Origin of the sequence: Kitasatospora sp. NPDC004799, assembly GCF_040609095.1 — a bacterium.
Classification (GTDB): domain Bacteria; phylum Actinomycetota; class Actinomycetes; order Streptomycetales; family Streptomycetaceae; genus Kitasatospora.
In genome coordinates, this window is the sequence record NZ_JBEXJK010000133.1 from 1 (window position 1) to 19,334 (window position 19,334).

At 75.1% G+C, this 19,334-nt stretch carries 18 protein-coding genes; 9 read left to right on the forward strand and 9 right to left on the reverse strand.

Annotated elements, in window-relative coordinates; genetic code table 11:
- Positions 1 to 339: 339 nt before the first annotated feature.
- Together ABZW03_RS18585 and ABZW03_RS18590 are read right to left on the reverse strand one after the other, a co-directional pair.
- A complete protein-coding gene (locus ABZW03_RS18585; RefSeq protein WP_355258997.1) occupies positions 340 to 1,860 on the reverse strand; it encodes a M1 family metallopeptidase in 1,521 nt (506 codons plus the stop codon).
- 390 nt (positions 1,861 to 2,250) lie between these two features.
- A complete protein-coding gene (locus ABZW03_RS18590) occupies positions 2,251 to 2,700 on the reverse strand; it encodes a helix-turn-helix domain-containing protein (RefSeq protein WP_355258952.1) in 450 nt (149 codons plus the stop codon).
- A gap of 121 nt (positions 2,701 to 2,821) precedes the next feature.
- Between ABZW03_RS18590 and ABZW03_RS18595 the strand changes: the two genes are divergently transcribed.
- The 3 genes from ABZW03_RS18595 to ABZW03_RS18605 all read left to right on the forward strand — a co-directional run bounded on the left by ABZW03_RS18595 (position 2,822) and on the right by ABZW03_RS18605 (position 5,331).
- The gene (locus ABZW03_RS18595) at positions 2,822 to 3,739 is read left to right on the forward strand and encodes a zinc-binding dehydrogenase (protein WP_355258955.1); all 918 of its coding nucleotides are present in this window, start codon (positions 2,822 to 2,824) and stop codon (positions 3,737 to 3,739) included.
- 81 nt (positions 3,740 to 3,820) lie between these two features.
- Positions 3,821 to 4,213 (forward strand): DUF4267 domain-containing protein, encoded by a 393-nt coding sequence (locus tag ABZW03_RS18600; protein ID WP_355258958.1) that lies wholly within the window; start codon positions 3,821 to 3,823, stop codon positions 4,211 to 4,213.
- A gap of 200 nt (positions 4,214 to 4,413) precedes the next feature.
- Entirely contained in the window at positions 4,414 to 5,331 is a 918-nt protein-coding gene (locus ABZW03_RS18605; RefSeq protein WP_355258961.1) for a carbohydrate kinase, read from the forward strand.
- A gap of 8 nt (positions 5,332 to 5,339) precedes the next feature.
- On the opposite strand, the gene ABZW03_RS18610 is transcribed toward ABZW03_RS18605, so the two are convergent.
- Positions 5,340 to 5,879, reverse strand: coding sequence for a GNAT family N-acetyltransferase (locus ABZW03_RS18610; RefSeq protein WP_355258964.1), 540 nt, complete (start codon positions 5,877 to 5,879; stop codon positions 5,340 to 5,342).
- Between the two features lie 275 nt (positions 5,880 to 6,154).
- Here ABZW03_RS18610 and ABZW03_RS18615 point away from each other — a divergent pair, with 275 nt between their 5' ends.
- Positions 6,155 to 7,195 carry a polysaccharide deacetylase family protein gene (locus ABZW03_RS18615; RefSeq protein ID WP_355258967.1) on the forward strand — a complete coding sequence of 347 codons (1,041 nt, stop codon included), beginning with the start codon at positions 6,155 to 6,157 and terminating at the stop codon, positions 7,193 to 7,195.
- 34 nt (positions 7,196 to 7,229) lie between these two features.
- On the opposite strand, the gene ABZW03_RS18620 is transcribed toward ABZW03_RS18615, so the two are convergent.
- The 3 genes from ABZW03_RS18620 to ABZW03_RS18630 form a co-directional block, all read right to left on the reverse strand.
- Positions 7,230 to 7,661, reverse strand: a complete 432-nt coding sequence (locus tag ABZW03_RS18620) for a YchJ family metal-binding protein (protein ID WP_355258970.1) — start codon at positions 7,659 to 7,661, stop codon at positions 7,230 to 7,232.
- 86 nt (positions 7,662 to 7,747) lie between these two features.
- Positions 7,748 to 9,301: an FAD-dependent monooxygenase gene (locus ABZW03_RS18625; protein WP_355258973.1), complete on the reverse strand. Its 1,554-nt coding sequence runs from the start codon at positions 9,299 to 9,301 to the stop codon at positions 7,748 to 7,750.
- 27 nt (positions 9,302 to 9,328) lie between these two features.
- On the reverse strand, positions 9,329 to 9,943 hold the full coding sequence (locus ABZW03_RS18630) for a TetR family transcriptional regulator (protein ID WP_355258975.1): 615 nt from the start codon (positions 9,941 to 9,943) through the stop codon (positions 9,329 to 9,331).
- A 275-nt stretch (positions 9,944 to 10,218) separates the two neighbouring features.
- On the opposite strand from ABZW03_RS18630, the gene ABZW03_RS18635 reads away from it, so the two are divergent.
- Complete coding sequence (locus ABZW03_RS18635) at positions 10,219 to 10,548, forward strand: hypothetical protein (RefSeq protein WP_355258977.1); 330 nt, start codon at positions 10,219 to 10,221, stop codon at positions 10,546 to 10,548.
- 93 nt (positions 10,549 to 10,641) lie between these two features.
- Here ABZW03_RS18635 and ABZW03_RS18640 read toward each other — a convergent pair whose 3' ends face one another.
- Complete coding sequence (locus ABZW03_RS18640; RefSeq protein WP_355259000.1) at positions 10,642 to 12,222, reverse strand: ubiquinol-cytochrome c reductase cytochrome b subunit; 1,581 nt, start codon at positions 12,220 to 12,222, stop codon at positions 10,642 to 10,644.
- Positions 12,223 to 12,671: 449 nt separating this feature from the next.
- Between ABZW03_RS18640 and ABZW03_RS18645 the strand changes: the two genes are divergently transcribed.
- Entirely contained in the window at positions 12,672 to 13,004 is a 333-nt protein-coding gene (locus ABZW03_RS18645) for a hypothetical protein (RefSeq protein WP_355258979.1), read from the forward strand.
- 126 nt (positions 13,005 to 13,130) lie between these two features.
- On the opposite strand, the gene ABZW03_RS18650 is transcribed toward ABZW03_RS18645, so the two are convergent.
- Positions 13,131 to 14,516 (reverse strand): ATP-binding protein, encoded by a 1,386-nt coding sequence (locus ABZW03_RS18650; RefSeq protein WP_355258982.1) that lies wholly within the window; start codon positions 14,514 to 14,516, stop codon positions 13,131 to 13,133.
- Positions 14,513 to 15,211: a response regulator transcription factor gene (locus ABZW03_RS18655; RefSeq protein WP_355258985.1), complete on the reverse strand. Its 699-nt coding sequence runs from the start codon at positions 15,209 to 15,211 to the stop codon at positions 14,513 to 14,515. The genes ABZW03_RS18650 and ABZW03_RS18655 overlap by 4 nt, the downstream gene beginning before the upstream one ends.
- Positions 15,212 to 15,388: 177 nt before the next feature.
- Here ABZW03_RS18655 and ABZW03_RS18660 point away from each other — a divergent pair, with 177 nt between their 5' ends.
- From ABZW03_RS18660 to ABZW03_RS18670, 3 genes are all read left to right on the forward strand, one after another.
- Entirely contained in the window at positions 15,389 to 16,915 is a 1,527-nt protein-coding gene (locus ABZW03_RS18660; RefSeq protein WP_355258988.1) for a glutamate synthase subunit beta, read from the forward strand.
- A gap of 154 nt (positions 16,916 to 17,069) precedes the next feature.
- On the forward strand, positions 17,070 to 18,161 hold the full coding sequence (locus ABZW03_RS18665; protein WP_355258991.1) for a hypothetical protein: 1,092 nt from the start codon (positions 17,070 to 17,072) through the stop codon (positions 18,159 to 18,161).
- Between the two features lie 124 nt (positions 18,162 to 18,285).
- Positions 18,286 to 19,272, forward strand: a complete 987-nt coding sequence (locus ABZW03_RS18670; RefSeq protein ID WP_355258994.1) for an ABC transporter ATP-binding protein — start codon at positions 18,286 to 18,288, stop codon at positions 19,270 to 19,272.
- Positions 19,273 to 19,334 lie beyond the last annotated feature (62 nt).

A 19,334-nucleotide genomic window follows, 5' to 3' on the forward strand; every position in this document is an offset into this window, starting at 1 on the left:
GTCGTCGGTCGCCAATGCTCCGCAGTGGCTCCCTCCTCCGCCTTGCGATGCACGCACCCCAACGCCGCGCCGCCCGCCCTCCGGGCGAACGACGGGAGTTTGAAGACGGACCCCAGCACCAGGCACTGACAATCCGGCCGGGACGGCCTGACACCACCTCACGGGCGGGGACGCCCGGAAACGTTGGACGGCCCGCGAGCCGACCGGGACTGGGCCGGGCGGCGGGCGGGCCGTGGGAACCACCATGGCCCCACCAGCCCCGGTCGGTCAGGGGCGTGCGAGGGGCGACCGGACGCACGGCGGCGCGCCGGGCGTGCACCAGCAGCCCCAGCCGCGCCGTCAGAGCGTCCCGGAGCCCCGCGCCACCCCGGGCCCGCCCGCCCCTGCGGCCCCACCCTCCCAGGCCGATGCCCCGGGAGCCGACGCGCCCGGACCCGCCACCCCGGGGGCGGCTCCCACCAGGCCCACCGGGCCCACCACCCAGTCCGGGTGCCCCGGCATCGGCGGCGTCCGCAGCCCGTACAGCCAGTCGTCGAGGAAGCCCCGCAGGTCCTGCCCGGACACCACCGAGGCCGTCCGCACGTAGTCCTCGGTGGTCGCGTTCCCGTACCGGTACGTGCTCAGGAAGGCGCGTTCGATCCGGTCGAAGGTCTCCGCCCCGACCTTCTCCCGCAGCGCGAACAGCACCAGCGCGCCGCCCGTGTAGCGCTGGCTGTCGAAGAGGTTGGCGGCGGTGGGGGAGGCCACCGGCCCGGAGTCGTGCCGCCACTGGTCGCCGAGGCCGTACAGGTAGCGCATCCGGTCGACCAGCGTGGTGTAGCCCCAGGCGTCCGGCCAGCCGCGCTCGTAGCGGTACGTCAGCCCGTAGAAGTCGGCGTGCCCCTCGTTGAGCCAGAGGTCGGACCAGCGGGCGGGGGAGACGCTGTCGCCGAACCAGGAGTGGACCAGCTCGTGCATCATGTGCGAGCCGATCGCCGGCTCCGCCTGCCGCAGGAAGTTCGGCTTGTAGAGGGTGAGCGTCTGGGTTTCCAGGCCGGTGAAGGCGAACGCGGCCGGATCGTCGGTGTCGGCCGGCAGGATCCCGTACGTCTCGAACGGGAACGGCCCCAGGTGCGCCTCGGCCCAGGCGAGTTGGCCGGGGGTGAGGGCGAGCGCCGCTTCCAGCTCGGCGGCGCGCGCGGTCGGCACCACGTCGCGCAGCGGCAGGCCGTGCGGGCCGGTGCGCTCGCGCACGGTGTAGTCGCCGACCGAGACCTGCACCAGCTCGGTGGCCATCGGCTCGCGGGAGACGTACCGGCGGGTGGTGCGGCCGTCGCCGAGCCGCTCGGTGGCCGCCAACTCCCCGTTGGCGACGCCGAGGAGGCCGTCCGGGGCGGTCACCGCGATGGTGAACCGGGCCTTGTCGCTCGGGTGGTCGTTGCACGGGAAGACGGTGTGCGCGCTCTTCGGCTGGCCCGCCACCGCGAAGCCGTCCGGGGTGGGGACCCACCCGGTGTGCGGCAGCCGGGCGCGCGGGTCGGCGGTGTACTCGACGGTCAGCCGGGTGACGCCGCCCGGGAACAACGGCCTGGACGGGGTGACCGTCAGCTTCTCGTCGTGGGCCGCGAAGTCCGCCGGCCGCCCGTCGACCCGGACGGCGCGCACGGCCAGCCCGAGCGCGTCCAACTCCAGCCGCGCCAGCGCGCGGTCGGGCCGCACGGTGACCACGGCCGTGCCCTCCACCGTCCGGCTGTCGGGCCGGTACTCGAAGGCCAGGTCGTAGCCGAGCGCCTGGTACCCGGTGTTGCCGAGCGACGGGAAGACCGGATCGCCCAGCCCGCCGGCGGCGCCGGCCGTCGGCACGCTCGCGGACAGCAGCACCCCACTGAGGGCGAGCGAGAGGACGAGACCGACGCGGGGCCTGAACAAGGGTGATCACCGCACTTCAGGAGCGGGTGGAGGCGGGAGCCGCCGGGACGGGAGAGCCTGGCCACGGATGCTAGTGGACCGCGGGGCCGGCGCGGGCGCGATCGGTGCGTTCCGGCGACGCACCGTGTCCCCCGGACGGCCCAGGGTGATGGCGGTGCGCCCGCGCGCGGTCTACCGTGGGGAGTGCGTCGTCCCCTGACGGACGAGCCACGGCCGTCGGAAAACCTGGCCAGGTCCGGCGGCCGTACTTCCCTGCCCGGGCGCGCGCGGACGCGATTCCGCGAAGCACCGACCACCCTGCCGAACGCCCGGTCTGTCCTGCCGTGGGTACGACCGGCGGGCTCAGCTTTCGGCCGCCGTGCGGTGGTGTCCCTCGCGGTGGGCGAGCACGTCGGCCATGTGCGTCTCGGCCCAGTCCTTGAGGCCGGCCATGACGCGGTTCAGGGACAGGCCGAGGTCGGTCAGTTCGTAGGTGACGGTGACGGGAACGGTGGGCGTGACGGTACGGGTGACCAGGCCGTCGGCCTCCAGGGACCGCAGGGTCTGGGTGAGCATCTTCTGGCTGGCGCCCGCGAGTCGGCGGGACAGCTCGGAGTAGCGCATCGGCCGGGGCCCGTCGCCGTGCTCGACCCCGGGGCGGTGCGGGCCGTCGCTGCCGAGCGCCGCGAGGATCAGCGCGACCCACTTGTCGGAGATGCGGTCGAGCAACTGCCGGCTGGGGCACCCGTCCATGAAAGCGTTGTAACTCGTTCTCGCCTCGGCCCGCTGCTGAGCCGCCGTCTGCGTCGACATCGATCTCCCCTTCCGTTCCTGGTGGCAGCTTACGCACTTTCAAGTGCCTTCTTCCGGTGGGGAGTCCACGGGACCAGCATGGAACCCGGAAACGATCACCCCACCGCAGAGGAGCGCACCCATGAGCACCCCCACCTTCCGCACCGCCGTCGTCCGCACCCCGAACGGGCCCGACTCGATCGAGGTCATCGAGGTGCCCGTGGTCGATCCCGGCCCCGGCCGGGTCCGCGTCGCCATCGCCGCGGCGACGGTCAATCCCACCGACCTCGGCGTCGCGGCGGGCTTCTTCCACGCGATGGGGCTGGTCGACCAGCCCGAGCACACGGGCCTGGGCTGGGAGTTCGCCGGCGTCGTGGACGCGGCCGGGCCGGGCGTCGACCTGGCCGTCGGCACCCGGGTGGCCGGTCTGGTGGTCGGCTTCGACCGCGACTACGGCACCTACGCCGAGCAGATCGTGGTCGCGGCGGCCGACGTCGTCGCGGTCCCCGAGGAACTGGACCTGCTGGCCGCGACCACGGTCCCGCTCAACGGGCTGGCCGCCGCGCAGGCCGTCGACCTGCTCGGCGACGCGCCGGCCGGGGCCGCCCGGCTGCTGGTGACCGGTGCCGCGGGGGCGGTCGGAGCGAACGTGGCCGTCCTCGCCCGGGACCGCGGCTGGCAGGTGACCGGGCTCGCCCGCACCGGTGACGAGGAGTTCGTCCGCGGCCTCGGCGCCGACTTCACCACGCGGGCCGAGCCGGCCTGGGACGCGGTCGTCGACCCCGCCCAGCTGAACGGGGAGGCGCTCGGGCTGGTCCGCGACGGCGGGGCCTACGTGGGGCTGCGGCCGGGCCTCGGACCGGCCGCCGAGCGCGGGATCTCGGTCGCCTCCGTGGTCACCGCCTTCGACGGCGCGCGACTGGCCGACCTCCTCACGCGTGCGGCCTCGGGCGAACTCCCGGCCCGCGTCCACGCGGTCGTCCCCCTGGACCGGGCCGCCGAGGCCCACCGGGCCACCGCCGAGAGCGGCCTCCGCGGCCGCTATGTCATCCGCCCCTGACGGGCCCGGCCCCCCGAGCACTCCGCCCGCCCACCGTCGTTCCGTTCCGCCCCGCCGTACGATATTCCCAGGAGTTCTGTCATGAGCATGAAGCACATTGCCACCGTCCTCGCCGTCATCGCCGGTCTGTTCCTCCTCTACACCGGGATCAGCTTCCTGCTCGCGCCGCGGGCGACGGCCGAAGGGTTCGGGGTGCCGCTCTGGTCGGGAGACCTGGGGAACGGCTTCCTGAGGGTCAAGGGCATGCGGGACATCGGCTTCGGGCTGGTGATCCTCACGGTGCTGCTGGCCGGGCAGCGCAAGGCGCTGGGGCTGGCGATGGCGGCGATGGCCGTCGTCCCGACCGGCGACATGCTGGTCGTGCTGAGCGAAGGCGGCCCGGCGGCGACCGCGTTCGGTGTCCACGGACTGGCGGCGGCGACGGTCGCCGTGACGGCGGGGCTGCTGCTGCGCGAGCGGCCGGCAACCGTCTGAGGTCCGCGCGAGAGCGGGATCCCGGTGGAGCGGCCGGTACCGCGCGCGAGCACGGCCGGCCGCTTTCGCCGCCGAGCACCCGGCCCCCGGGGACGGCCAGGGCCGCCGGCCTCGCCGCGGTCCCCTGTTCCCCGAGGCCGGCGGCGGCCCGTAGGCTGGCAGCCGAGACGACGTTTGCGTACCGGATGCCAGGAGCCGCCGTGACCAGCCCAGCTTCATCCGTTCTGGTGATCGGCGAGTGCGTCGCCGACATCGTCCGTACGGGTGCGGCCCCGGACCGGGTGCACCCCGGCGGCAGCCCCGCGAACGTCGCCTACGGCCTGGCCCGGCTGGGCCGCCCGGCCACGCTGCTCACCGAGCTGGGGCCGGACGCCAACGGCCGGCTGATCCGGCGGCACCTGGAGTCGGCGGGCGTGCGGGTGGCGGCGGCCGAGGTCGCCCGGACGCCCTCGGCGGTGGTGGAGCTGGACGGCCAGGGGCGGGCCCGCTACACCTTCGACATCAGCTGGACGCTCCCGCCGACCGAACCCGACGAGCCGCCCGCCGCGATCCACGTCGGCTCGATCGCCGCGGTCACCGAGCCGGGAGCGGGATCGGTACGGGCGCTGGTGGAGCGCTGGCGCGGGCGGGCGCAGATCAGCTACGACCCGAACGTGCGCCCGGCGCTGATGGGGGACCGGGCCGAGGCCGTCCGCCGGGTCGAGCGCTGGGTGGCGCTGAGCGACCTGGTCAAGGCCGGCGACGAGGACCTGGCCTGGCTCTACCCGGGCGAGCGGCCCGAGGCGGTGGCCGAGCGCTGGCTGGCCCTCGGCCCCGCCGTGGTCGCGGTCACCCTCGGTGCCGAGGGCGCCTTCGCCCGCACCGCCGACGGCGGCCGCGCCGAGGCCGCGGCCGTCCCGGTGCCGGTCGCGGACACCGTCGGCGCCGGCGACTCCTTCATGGCCGCCTTCCTGCACGCCCGCGCCGCCGGTGCCGAGCTCGCGGCCTGCCTCACCGAGGCGGTGACGGCGGCGGCGCTGACCGTGGCCCGCCCGGGCGCCAACCCGCCCTCGGCGGCCGAACTCGCCGCCGCTCTGGCGGCCGGGCCGCCGCCCCGCTCCGGCGCGAGCGCCGGGTAGGGACCCGCTCAACCGACCTGCCGCGCAACGGCGGTGAGGTCCTTCCCGTACCAGATCTCGGCGTACGGCCCCTGGCTGTAGGCGGGGATCTCCCGGTACCCGTTCCGCAGGTACAGCGTGCGGGCCTCGATCAGGTCGAGGCGGGTGTCGAGGACGATCCGCTCGGCGCCCAGCGAGCGGGCGGCCCGGTCGACGGCGGCCAGCAGGACGGCGCCGCCGCCGGTGCCGCGCAGGCCGGGGCGGACGAACACGCGGGTGAGTTCGGCGGTGGTGGCGTCGAGCCGCCGCAGGCCGGCGCAGGAGTGGGCGACGCCGTCGTGGCGGCCGATCAGGAACAGGCCGTCCGGGGCGGCGAGGTCGTCGCTGGGGGAGCCGGCCAGGCCGGACTCCAGCTCCTCGGGGGCGCCCTCCCGGTCGAAGTGCAGGCGGTAGTAGCGGTTGGCCACGTCGTAGTAGTACTCGCGCAGCAGGTCCAGGGCCTCGGGGGCGGTCACGTCGGCCGTGGCGACGGTCCAGGGGCCGGAGCGGCGGGGCGCGGTGTTCGTCATGCGCGCATGATCCGCTTCACGGCGTCGGCGCCGCAATCGGTTTTCCCGGCGTCCGACCGGTCCCGCCCGTCCGACCGGTCCCGCCCGTCCGACCGGCCCTGCCCGTTCCGACCGGCCCCGCCCGTCCGATCGCCCCGTCGGCCGCCGCCGCGCCGCCCGGGCAAAGGAACGGCAAGGCCTCCGGTGCGTCGTTGCCCCGCGCGGGTGACGAGGGGATTGGCGGTGGTGCACGGCGGGGGAGCAGTGCAGCTATGAACAGACCATCAGGTTGTCGTATGAGTGGGGGTCTGAGGGGGAATCAGCGGCGTCGGAGCGGCGTACGGACCGGCCTGCTGGCCACCGTCTGCCTCTCCGCCGTCCTCACCGGCTGCGCCGCTCCGGCCGCTCCCGCCGGCCCGAAGGCCGTCCCGGCCGCCGACGCGAACGCGATCCCGGCGCCCGCCGCCGAGGCCGCGGCGGCTCCGCAGGCCGCAGCGGCTCCCGCGGCCGCCGCCGCCGAGGGCGCCGACCACGCGGGCGCCCCGCCCGCGGCGCCGCTGCTGCCCGGCCTGGCCCGCCAGGAGGAGCAGAACAGCAGCGAGTCCATGGTCAGTCAGGAGGCCTCCGTCCGCGCCGCGCTGGAGACCGCCCAGCACTGGGGCCTGGAGCGCCCGCCGCTCCAGGCCCCGCCGCGCCCGGCGACCAGGGCCGCGCTGGCCCCGGTGCAGGGCGTCAAGCTCGCGGACGGGCGCCCGCCCGTGGTCTACCGGGTGCCGACCGAGGACAAGGTGGTCTTCCTGACCGTCGACGACGGCGCCGAGAAGGACCCCGAGTTCTCCCGGATGGCCGAGGAGCTGGGCATCCCGCTCAGCGCCTACGTCTCCGACTACCTCGCCCGCGAGAACTACGGCTACTTCCGCGATCTCCACGCCCAGGGTGTGGAGATCAACAACCACACGATCAACCACCGCAACCTGAAGGTGCTGGACTACGAGACCCAGCGCCGGGAGATCTGCGACCAGCAGGACCAGCTGGAGCAGCAGATCGGGGTCCGCCCCCGGCTCTTCCGCCCGCCGTACGGCGAGTACAACGACGACACCCTGCGCGCGGCGGCCTCCTGCGGGGTGGAGGCGGTGCCGCTGTGGAACGAGGAGGCCTTCCCGGACCACCTGGAGTGGCGCTACGACGACCGGAAGCTGCATCCGGGCGACATCATCCTGACCCACTTCCGGGGCACCGACATCTGGAAGGCCTCGATGCCGGACCTGCTGCGCAAGGTCGTCGACGAGGTCACCGCGCAGGGCTTCGCGCTGGCCCGGCTGGACGACTACCTGTAACCGGACCGCGCGCGACGACCGTGGAGCGGGCGGCTCAGCCGAGCGAGAGGGCGTCGAGGTACACCCAGGCGCCCTCGTGCCGCACGAAGCGGCTGTTCTCGGTGAGCACGCCCGCCTCGCCGCCCTCGGTCCAGTGCGCCCGGAAGGCGACCGTGCCCTGCGCGTGGAAGGCGCCGCCCTCGGTGGTGGCGACGATCTCCAGCCCGGTCCAGCGCAGCCCCGGGTCGAAGTCGACCTCGGCGGGCCGGGTGTCCGGGTGCCAGGTGCGCAGCAGGTACGCCTCGTCCTGCGCGGCGAAGGCGCTGAACCGGGAGCGCATCAGGGACTCGGCGGTGGTGGCCGCCGACTGGCCCCGGTGGAACCGGCCGCAGCAGTCGCCGTAGGCGGCGGGCAGGCCGCACGGGCAGGGGGAGGAGGGCAGCAGTCGGGGCGTGGCGGCGCGGGGCGCGGAACGGCGTCGGGACATGCCGTCCATTGTTCCCCACCCGCCGGGCGGCTCCCCGACCACCCCACGCGTGACGCGGATGCCGCCCTGCCCGGAACCGGTCGGGCTCAGGAGCGCGCGGCGCCGAACCAGGTCCGCAGCGCCCTGACCAGCCCGTCCTGGTCCTCCTGGTCCGCCCGGTCGGGTCCGGTGGCCCAGGCGACGTAGCCGTCCGGGCGCAGCAGCAGTGCGCCGGCCGGCGGCTGCGCGCAGTGGGCCGTGACCAGGTCCGCCCGGTCCGTCCAGCCCGCCAGCGGGCCCGCGAGGCCGAGCTCCCCGCCGGTGAGGTCGATGAGCAACGGGCGCCCGGTGCGGGCGAGTTCGGCGATCCGGACGGAGCCGTCCGGGGTGGTCGCCGCGAGGTCCGGCACGAACCTGCCGGCCAGCGGGTGCGGGCAGTCGACCTCGTAGCGGACGTCGCTGCCCGCCATCAGTTCGGCGATCCGGCCGAGGTTGTCCGGGTGCGCCAGCAGCTCGCCGAACAGGGCGCGCACCGCGGTCGTCCCGGGGCCGGGGGCCATCAGCGCGATCTGCGCCTGGGAGTGCATGAACACCCGCTCGCCGACCGGGCGGCGTTCGCGCTGGTAGCTGTCCAGCAGGCCGGGCGGCGCCCAGCCGCGCAGCTCGGCGGCGAGCTTCCAGCCGAGGTTGGCGGCGTCCTGGAGGCCGAGGTTGAGGCCCGGACCGCCGGTCGCGGCGTGCACGTGGGCGGCGTCGCCGACCAGCAGCACGCGGCCCTGCCGGTAGCTCTCAGCGAGCCGGGTGTTGTGGCCGACGGTGCGGCGCGGGGTGAACGGTCCGGCGGTGCGGGCCGGGGCGAGCGCCAGGTCGGCGCCGGTCACCCGGCGGATGCTGGCGCGCAGCTCGTCCAGGGTGAGCGGGGTCCGCTGGTCCACCGGCTCGCCGCCCCACTCCATCGTGGCGATCATGACGGCGTCCGGGTTGAACGGGGCCAGCACGAACACGCCGTGCTCGGTGCGGGTGTGGGTGTACGGGCGGAACGGGGTCGGGCAGCCCGGCAGCAGGACGTCGCCGTCGTCGGTGACGCGCAGGCCCTCGGGCGGCAGCACGTGGGCGAGGCGGGAGACCGGGTCGGTCGCGGTGACGCCGGGGAAGCCGATTCCGGCGAGCTTGCGGACGGTGCTGCGCCCGCCGTCCGCGCCGACCAGGTACCGGGCGCGCAACTGCCCGGCGCCGCCGGGGCCGTGGACGTCGACGGTCACCCCCGTCGGGTCCTGGAGGAACCCGGTGACCTCGCAGTCGCGGCGCATGGTGACGCCCAGGTCGCGGGCGCGTTCCTCCAGCACCTCCTCGACCCGGCGCTGGGGCACGGGCGCGGCGTACAGCGGGTTGCGGTCGAGCCGGTGCAGCTCCAGCGGGAAGGCGCCGAAGACGAAGCGCGGCACGGGCCGCGGCGCGCCCGGGAGGCCGCTGAGCGGCTGGTGGAGACCGCGGTGGTCGAGCAGTCGGAGCACCTGGCCGACGAGCCCGTTGGCCTTCTGCTCGCCCGAGCGCGCGGGCAGCCGGTCCAGGACCACCGGCCGGACCCCGGCCAGCGCCAGTTCGCCGGCCAGGAACAGCCCGACCGGGCCGGCGCCGACCACGACGACATCGTGGATCATGTCAATTCCCCCTCGAACGTGGTGGGTTCACCGGTGCCGCGGATCGGGAAGCCCGGCCGCCAGCTGCCGCAGCGCCTCGGCGAACAGCGGCTGGAACGCCACCACCGGGTCGGCGGTCAGGTAGTGCTCGTTGGCGGCCTGCAGGGCGGAGAGCGCGGCCGAGGCGACCAGCTTCGGGTAGAGGTCCCGCTCGGCGTCGGTGCCGGTCCGCTCGGCCACCGCCGCCGCCAGCTCGGCCCGGGTCGTGGCACCGCCGCGCACCAGCTCGGCCTGGAGCGAGGGCTCGCGCAGGAGCAGCCGTACGGCCGCGACCCACTGCGGGTCGGGCTCCTCGGCCACGCCGGCGAACGGTGCGGTGAGGGCGAGGGTCAGCGCCTCCCAGAGCGGCTCCTCCGCCGGGCGGGCCCGCAGTGCCTCGGCGGCCTGCAGGACCCGGTCGCGGTGCCGGAAGACGATCGCCTCGGCCTTGCTGGAGAAGTAGTTGTTGTAGGTGCGGGGGGACACCCCGGCGGCGGCCGCGATGTCCTCCACCCGGACGTTCTCCAGGCCCCGCTCCACGGCCAGGCGCAGTGCCGCCCAGCTGAGCGCCTCCCGCGTCGCGGCCTTCTTCCGTTCCCGCAGTCCGGGTCGGCCCTTCGTCATGGCCACCACTGTCCAGCAAAGGTGCGTGGTGCGCAATAGTGCGCGGCGCGCAAGTTTTTCCCGGACGTGCGGGTTGTGGCGAGCCGCCCGCCACCTGCTGTTTGTCGCTGATAGTAGTTGCCTGGTCGCGGAGCGATCCCCATCAGGAGCCGGCCCCCGTAAGCTTTCCGGCGGGACGGCTCGACAGGACTTGAGGAGCGGTCATGGGTGGCAGACAGCGTCCGCCGAGAGCGCGGGCCCCTCGCCAGGGCAGGCCCGTCGGCGCCGGTGCCAGGGTGAACTCCCGGGCGGAGTTCGCCCGCATCGAGGGGTTCCTGGCCTGGGAGGCGGAGGTCGCGGCGGCCGAGCGGGACGCCCGCGCGTTCGCCGCGCAGTTCCCCTGGCTGCCGGTGCCGGAGCGGGAGATCATCGAACAGGCCTACGCCGCCGACCGGTTGCGCTACGCCGAGGAGGTCGTCGACCGCGCGGTCGAGCGCTGCCGCCGACTGGCCTCCCGGTACCGCGTCGAGTGCCGCCGGATCTGCGCCCGCTGGGCGGCGCTCTGCCTCTCCGTCACCCTGGCGGCGGCGCTGTTCGCCGTCGTCCCGGCCGTTCTGCGCGGCTGAGCGCGCCCGGGCCCGCCGTCGACGGGCCCGGACACGACGAGGGCCCGCTGCGCCGTTTCCGGTGCAGCGGGCCCGTTCGGTGCCGGGGCGGGATCAGTGGTGGCCGTGGCCGCTGCTGATCTCCTCGTGCTCCTCGACGGTGGGCTTGGCGATCTGGCTGTACTCGCCGTAGAAGCCGCGGGAGAGCTTGACCCGCGCGCGGGTCCACAGCCCGGCCTTGCGGGCCACCCCGTTCTCGTCCACCTCGGGCGGCAGCACGGAGGGCTGCGGCTGGTCGTGTGCGGTGAGGGTGTAGAGCCGGCCCGGCGGCAGCGGGGCGTGCACCTCGACGAACTCGCCGTGCTGGAGCCGGTTGATGACGCCGGTCTCCCGGCCGTGCAGCACCTTCTCCTTGTCCCGCCGCTGGAGGCCCAGGCACCACCGCTTGGTGATCACGAAGACGACCACCGGCACGGTGAAGAAGCCGGCCCGCACCGCGTAGGTGATCGCGTTGATCGAGAGGTGGAAGTGGGTGGCCAGCAGGTCGTTGCCGCCGCCGGCCAGCAGGAGCAGGTAGAGGCTGATCCAGGCCGCGCCGAAGGCGGTGCGGACCGGGGCGTTGCGCGGGCGGTCGGCGATGTGGTGCTCGCCGCGGTCCCCGGTGATCCAGCCCTCCAGGAAGGGGTAGCACCAGATCACCAGCAGCACGGTCGGGAAGACCATCAGCGGGATGAACACCCCGAGGTTGAGGGTGTGGCCGCCCCAGACGCTGATCTCCCAGCCGGGCATCACGCGGATCAGGCCTTCGGAGAAGCCCATGTACCAGTCCGGCTGGGCGTCGGTGGACACCTGGTCCGGACGGTACGGCCCGTACGCCCAGATCGGGTTGACCGTGGCGATCGCCGACATCACCGCGACCACGCCGAAGACCAGGAAGAAGAAGCCGCCCGCCTTGGCCGTGTAGACCGGCAGCAGCGGCATGCCGACCACGTTCTCGTTGGTCCGGCCGGGCCCGGCGAACTGGGTGTGCTTGTGGTAGAAGACCAGGATCAGGTGCGCCGCGAGCAGGCCCACCATGATCCCGGGGATCAGCAGGATGTGGACGGTGAACAGCCGGGTGATGATGTCGGTGCCCGGGAACTCGCCGCCGAACAGGAAGAACTGGATGTACGTCCCGACGATCGGGACGGCGAGGACAGCGCCCTGCATGAAGCGGATGCCGGTGCCGGAGAGCAGGTCGTCGGGCAGCGAGTAGCCCATGAAGCCGTCGAACATGCCGAGGATCAGCAGCAGCGCGCCGAAGACCCAGTTGATCTCGCGCGGTTTGCGGAACGCGCCGGTGAAGAAGACGCGCATCATGTGGGTCAGCATCGCGGCGACGAACACGATCGCCGCCCAGTGGTGGATCTGGCGCAGCAGCAGGCCGCCGCGCACGTCGAAGCTGATTTTGATCGTCGAGGCGTAGGCCTCGGACATCGGGATGCCCCGGAGGGGGACGTACGACCCGTCGTAGACCACCTCGCCCATGCTCGGCGTGAAGAACAGGGTGAGCCAGACGCCGGTGAGGATGATGATGACGAAGGTGTAGAGCGCGATCTCGCCCAGCATGAAGGACCAGTGGTCGGGAAAGATCTTGCGGAGATTGGCCTTGGCCAGGGAGTAGATGCCGAGCCGGCCGTCGGTCCAGTCGGCCAGGGCCTCGGCCTTGTTGGCGGGGTCGGCGCGCGTGCTGGTCGCCGGTCCCGGCTGCGACTGCTGGTCGGCTCTCACGACGGGCTCCCCGGCGTCCTCGGCGAACCGTGCTGGAGGCCCGCCGGCGGGAACGCCGGCCGGCGAAGTGTTGTGATCATGGGACCTCTCGATACGGGCCCGCCGGCCGGACCGGCACGCGGACCAGGTGTTCCACTGGGCCCGTTGCTCAGGGTGATGGAGCGCTTACTCTGTCATGCTGTCGGCAGGGGGCCGACTGTGCACGTCCATCGGCCCGTCCGGCCGCTCGTGTCGGGCCGGACGGGGGCCCTGACGCCCGATCGGCTGGCCGCCGCTCGGTCCAACGGGCGCCGATGCTGCGGTCGGGTGCCGCTGAAGCGTTTCGGCGCGCGCCGCGTCCGGGGGTCGCGCGGTCCGGGGCCTACGCTGCGCCAATGGTGGATCACCGTGAACTCTTCGAGGACGTCACCGAGGCCCTGGCCCGCGCCGGGTTCGACACCGGCCCGGGCCCCTCACCGCTGTGGATCGACCGTCACCCCGAGGGCGTGGTGGTCGGCTGGACGCCGGGTGCGGAGCCGGGCGGGCCACCCTCCCGGGAGGCGCTCGCGGCGCTGAGCGGCGCGGCCGCGGTCGTGCTGCGCGAGTGCGGCTACCTGGTCGTCGGCACCGAGGAGGGGGATCTGCTGGTGCGTTGCGCCGAACCGGTGACGGTCCCGGACTCGCCGGAGCCGGAGCCGGAGCCGGTGCCGGAGCAGTGGTGGGGGTGACCGGGGGCGGCTGACGGCCCGGGCGGGCCCCGGCGGTGTGCCGGGGCCGCGTGCTGCGTGTCGGGGGACGCCTGCTGCGTGTCGGGGCCGCGTGCTGCGTGTCGGGGGGCCTTGTGCCGGGCCGGCTCAGGAGCCGAGGGTGAAGCCGATGACCGCGCCGCCGCCCTCCCGGTTGGCGGCGAACGCCGTGCCGCCGTGCGAGCGGGCCACCTCGTGCACGATGGCCAGGCCCAGCCCGGAGCCGGGCAGGCTGCGGGCGGCGGTGGCCCGGTAGAAGCGGTCGAAGACCCGTTCGAGGTCGGCCTCGTCGATGCCCGGGCCGCGGTCGCGAACCTCCACCCGCGGGCCGCGCACCACCACCTCGATCGGGCTCGTCCCGGCCGGATCGAACTTGGCGGCGTTGTCCAGCAGGTTGCCCACCGCGCGGGCCAGCGCGTCCGGCCGGGCGGTGACGACGGCCTCGTCCGCTTCCACCAGGATCTCCCGGTCGCTGCGCCGCCGGGCCTGGGCGGCGGCCTGCCGGACCACGTCCGCGAGCACCACCCCGGTCGGCCGCTCGTCCGCCCGGCGGTCCGCCGCCAGCGCCACCAGCTCCTCCACCAGCTGGGTCAACTCCCGTGCCTCGTCGGCCAGATCGGTCATCAGGGCGGCGCGTTCGGCGGGCGGCAGTCGGTCCAGGGCGGGGAGCACCGAGAGGTTGGTGCGCAGGCTGGTCAGCGGGGTGCGCAGCTCGTGCCCGGCGTCCTGGACCAGCCGGCGCTGGTCCTCCTTGGCGGTGGCGAGCCGGACCAGCATCCGGTCGAAGGCCCGGCCGAGCCGGCCCACCTCGTCCGTCCCGGCGGCGGGCACCGGTACGTCCAACCGCCCGCTGGCGGCGACCAGTTCGGCCGCGTCGGTGAGCCGGACCAGCCGTCCGGCGATCCCTCGGGCGAGCAGCCGGCCGATGGCGCCGGCGAGCACCGCGACAACCGCCACCAGGGCGATCGTGCGGTTCCGCAGTTCGGTCAGCAGCTTCTCGGTGGGCCCGACCTGCTGGATGATCTGGACCGCGCCGCGCGCTCCGCCGAGCGAGACCACACCGACCCGGAGGACGCCGTCGCGCCCGTGGCGCAGCCCGGTGGCGGTGCGGCCGGGCTGCTCGGTGCGGGCCAGCTCGCGGTCGTCCGGTGTCGGCGGCAGGTCGATCCGGGCGGTGCCGGGCAGCACCCGGCCGTCGGGGTCGAGGGACTGGGTGGTGACCCGGATCGGGCGCACCAGGTCGTCGCTCAGGCCGTTCGGTCCGGAGAAGTCGCCCGGGAAGAGGACCTGTTGCTCGACCTGCCGGTCGACGGAGTCGAGGGCGGCGGTGAAGTCGGCGGTCTCGTCGTCCCGGATCAGCCGGGCGGCGGCGTGGTAGCCGAAGGCGCCGATCAGCACCGCGACCAGCGCGGCGATCGCGGCGAAGGCCAGCGCGAGGGTGGTGCGCAGGCCCGGGCGCGGCAGCCGGCGGAGGCGGGGCGCCGGGCCGGTCACGGCTCGCGCAGCGTGTAGCCGACGCCGCGGACGGTGTGGATCAGCGGCGGCAGGCCGGGCCGGTCGAGCTTGCGGCGCAGGTAGCCGATGAACACCGCGAGGTTCTTCGAACCGGGGCCGAAGTCGTACCCCCAGATCCGCTCGTACAGCGTGGCCTGGTCGAGGACGGCGCCGGCGTGCCGGGCCAGCAGCTCCAGCAGGTCGAACTCGGTGCGGGAGAGTTCGAGCTCCCGGTCGGCGCGCCAGGCTCGGCGGGCCGGCGGTTCGATCCGCAGGTCGGCGACGGCCAGCACCTCGGTGGCGGACGGCGCCTCGGCGGCGGACTCGGTCGGGCGGCGGCGCAGCAGGGCGCGCAGGCGGGCGAACAGCTCGTCCACGTCGAAGGGCTTGACCAGGTAGTCGTCGGCGCCGGCGTCCAGACCGGCGATCCGGTCCGGGACCTCGACCCGGGCGGTGAGCATCAGCACCGGGGTGCGGTCGCCGGCCGCGCGCAGCCGGCGGCAGACCTCCAGGCCGTCCGGCCCGGGCATCATCACGTCGAGCACCAGGACGTCCGGGCGCTGCTCGGCGAGGAGGGCCAGGGTCCGGGCGCCGTCGGCCGCGACCCGCACCCGGTAGCCCTCCAGCGTCAGGGCGCGGGCGAGCGAGTCGCGGATGGCCCGGTCGTCCTCGGCGATCAGCACGGTGTGGGTCATGGTGGGGATTCTCCCTGGCGTGCTCACGGCGGCTCCGGTCGGGGGCCGGGGTGCCGGGGGCGGTCCGCGACCGCCGCCGGTTTCGCGCGGTGCTTCGCGGGCGTACGGTGGCCGTACGGTGGCGCGCCGCCGGGTGGGCCGCCTTGTCCGTGTCGGCACGCCCTGCCGGAGGCCGCGATGGCAGACCGGATGGCCTTCTTCACCACCCCCCGCGCGGAGCGGGAGCGGCGGGACGCGCGGGAGCGGCTGGGGGACTGGCGGGAGGTGTACCGGCCGGGGGCGCTGCTGCCGCTGGTGGGCCGGCAGGCGGGGCGGTGCATGGAGTGCGGGCTGCCGTTCTGCCACAGCGCCTGTCCGCTGGGGAACCTGGTGCCGGAGTGGAACCGGCTGGTGGCCGAGTCGGGATCGGAGCCGGGGACGGGGGAGGGGCGGGGCGCGGAGGCGGGCGCGGACTGGCGGGCGGCCGCGGCGCGGCTGCTGGCGACCAACAACTTCCCGGAGTTCACCGGGCGGCTCTGCCCGGCGCCCTGCGAGAGCGCCTGCGTGCTGGCGATCGACGGGGCGGCGGTGACGATCAAGAACGTGGAGCTGGCGATCGCCGACCGGGCCTGGGAGGCGGGCTGGGACGGGCCCCGGCCGCCCGAGTGCGGTGAGCGGGCCGGCGGGCGGCGGGTCGCGGTGATCGGCTCGGGCCCGGCCGGGCTGGCCGCCGCCCAGCAGCTGGCCAGGGCCGGGCACGCCGTCACGGTGTACGAGCGGGCGGACCGCGCGGGCGGGCTGCTGCGGTACGGCATCCCGCCGTTCCGGCTGGAGAAGCACCGGCTGGACCGCCGGCTGGACCAGCTGCGGGCCGAGGGCGTCGACTTCCGCACCGGGGTGTGGGTCGGCCGGGACGTCCCGGGCGAGGACCTGCGGGCCGGGTACGACGCGGTGGTCGTCGCGGTGGGCGCGACCGCCTGCCGGGACCTGCCGGTGCCGGGGCGGGAGCTGTCCGGGGTGCACCAGGCGATCGACTACCTGACCTGGGCGAACCGGGTGGACGAGGGGGACTGCCCGGTCTCGCCGGTGTCCGCCGAGGGCCGGGACGTGGTGATCGTCGGCGGTGGGGACACGGCGGCGGACTGCCTGGGGACGGCGCTGCGCCAGCGCGCCGCCTCGGTCACCCAGCTGGACATCAACCCGCGTCCGCCGCGGGGCAGGGCTGCCGGGCAGCCCTGGCCGGTGGACCCCAAGGTGTACCGGGAGACGACCTCGCACGAGGAGTCCGGCGCCGCGGCGGCCGGGCCCCGGATGTTCGCGGCGGTCACCGTGGGCTTCGAGCCGGGCCCGGACGGCCGGTTGGCCGCCGTCCGCTGCGCCGAGGCCGAACCCGCCGACCGCAGCCCGCGGGCGGGCACCGAGCGGAGCCTGCCCGCGCAACTGGTGCTGCTCGCGCTGGGGTTCACCGGGCCGGAGCCGGACGCGCGGCTGTTCGCGCAACTCGGCCTCGCCGCCGGGGCGGAGGGCGCCCTGGCCAGGGACGACGGCTTCGCCACGGCGGCGGACGGCGTGTTCGTCGCGGGGGACGCCGGGCGCGGGCAGTCGCTGATCGTCTGGGCGATCGCCGAGGGGCGGGCGGTGGCGGCGGCGGTGGACCGGTACCTGCGGGGGTGGACGGAGCTGCCGGCGCCGATCCGGGCCTCGGCGCGGGCACTCACGGTCTGAGTCCGCGCCTGTGCGCCGGGGCGTTCGTGCCGGGAGCCCGCGGACGCGATCGCATCGGGTACGTACGGCCTTTGCTACGATCCGGCGATACGGGCGTCAGGAGATGTGCGGGCCGGGGTCGGAGGGCGAGGACGTGGGTGCCGGGAAGCGGGCGGTGAGGTCGGTCGAGGTCCGCTACACGCCGACGGCCGCCGGCGAACTGCCCGGGGTCCGGGCCGCGACCGGCGCCTGGGTCGAGGACCGGGCCCTCTTCATCGGCGGCGACCGGCAGACCACCGACGCCATCCTGGTGGTGGTCGAGCCCGAGGCCTACGCGGAGATCTCCCGCTCCGTCGGGGTCGGCGGGTACGACCCGGCCGCGCTGACCGCCGCCCCCGGCGGCCCGGACGGCCCGGTGCCCGCACTGTTCAGCCGGGACCTGGCCGAGCGCCTCAAGGAGGGCGCACCGCAGGTGCGCACGCCGTACGGCAGCCAGATGGCCGTCGGGGTCGCCGGGATCGTCACCGCCACGCCCGCCCTGCCGGACCCCGGCAAGCCCTTCGTCGTGGTGCCGGCCGGCCCCGCGAAGGGACGCCTGCCGGAGCTCAAGCGGGTGAACAAGGTGAACAAGTGGTTCGCGGTCGGCGACGTCGACCCGGACCGGGTCCGCACCCTGCTGACGGAGCGCGGCATCAGCGCCGTGCAACTGGGGCGGGTCGCCCAGCTGATCGACGCCGAGGCCAAGGCGACCGGGAAGGCGTCCGCCGGCCTGCCCCCCGGCTACGCGGTGCACAGCAGCCGCGAGACGGTCGCCGAACTGGCCGGCGACCCGGTGCAGCACGCCGCCGGACGGCTGTTCTGGTACGCGGGCTTCGCCGCCGCCGGGTTCGCCCTGCTGGCCGTGCTGCTGACGCTGATGCGGGCCGCGCCGGACCGTACGGCGGTGCTCGCCCGGCTGCGCACCATGGGCCTGCGGCCCCGGCAGGGCCTGGCACTGATCATCGCCGAGGCGCTGCCGCAGACCCTGGCGGCGGCCGTCGGCGGCGGGCTGGTCGCGGTGGCCGCGGTCGCCCTGCTCGGCGGCGCCTTCGACCTCTCGGGACTGGTCGGTGCCACGGTCGGCGAGACCCTGGCCCCGGCGGTGCTGCCGGTGCTGCTGCCCACCGCCGGCCTGACCCTGGTGGTCTGCCTCGGCGTGGTGCTGGAGACGCTGGTCGCGGGCCGGCGCCAGATCGCCACCGAACTGCGCGCGGGGGAGCGGCAATGAGGCCGGGGACGACGGGCGCGGCGGCGGCCGTGAGAGGTGCCCGGGCCGTGACAGCGGTCCGGGCCACCGGGACAGTGGAGAGCGGTGCGATGAAGCAGACAGTCGAGACAGGAGACGAGCGGTGATGAGCACTCCCCAGGAGCGGACGGTCGTCGAGGCCCCCAGCCTCCAGGAGCTCCAGCAGCGGGCCCTCGCCGCCGCCTCGCCCAAGGCGTACGGCGAGGGGGCGGCCATCGTCTGCGACCGACTGGTCCGGATCTTCAGCGCGGAGGGGGTCGAGGTCCAGGCGCTCCAGGGCCTGGAACTGACCATCCGGCAGGGCGACCTGGTGGCCCTGGTCGGCGCCTCGGGCAGCGGCAAGTCCACCCTGCTCACCATCCTGGCCGGGCTGGACGTGCCGACCGCCGGCACCGCCACCGTGGCCGGCTGCGACCTGCTGGAGATGTCGGTCAAGGAGCGGCTGCGCTACCGGCGCGAGGTGGTCGGCTTCATCTGGCAGCAGACCGCCCGCAACCTGCTGCCGTTCCTCACCGCCGCCGAGAACATCGCCCTGCCGATGCAGCTGCGCGGCCGCCGCTCGGGCGCCGGCGGGGCCAAGCGGCAGGCGGCCCGGGTGGCCGAGCTGATGGAGGCGCTGGAGATCGGCGAACTCGCCCACCGCAAGCCCAACGAGCTCTCCGGCGGCCAGCAGCAGCGGGTGGCGATCGCGGTGGCGATGGCCAACAACCCGCCGGTGCTGCTCGCCGACGAGCCCACCGGCGAGCTGGACTCGGAGACCGCCGGGATCATCTTCGAGTCCTTCCGCACCGTCAACCGCGAACTGGGCGCCACCGTCGTGATCGTCACCCATGACCCGATGGTCGCGGGCGAGGTCCGCCGGACGGTCGCGATCCGGGACGGGCGGACCGCCAGTGAGGTGCTGCGCCGCACCGTGACGGACGAGCACGGCGAGGAGTCCGTGAACGAGCGCGAGTACGTGATGCTGGACCGCAGCGGCCGGGTGCAGCTGCCGGTCAAGTTCCTGGAGTCGCTCGGCATGGAGCACCGGGTGGCGGTCGACCTCGCGGCCGACCACATCGAGGTCCGGCCGGACGACATCGCGGGGCACTGACACCTGTCGCGCGGCCAGCCCCGCCACACCTCGGCCTCGGCCACCCGGGGGATGCCCTCCAC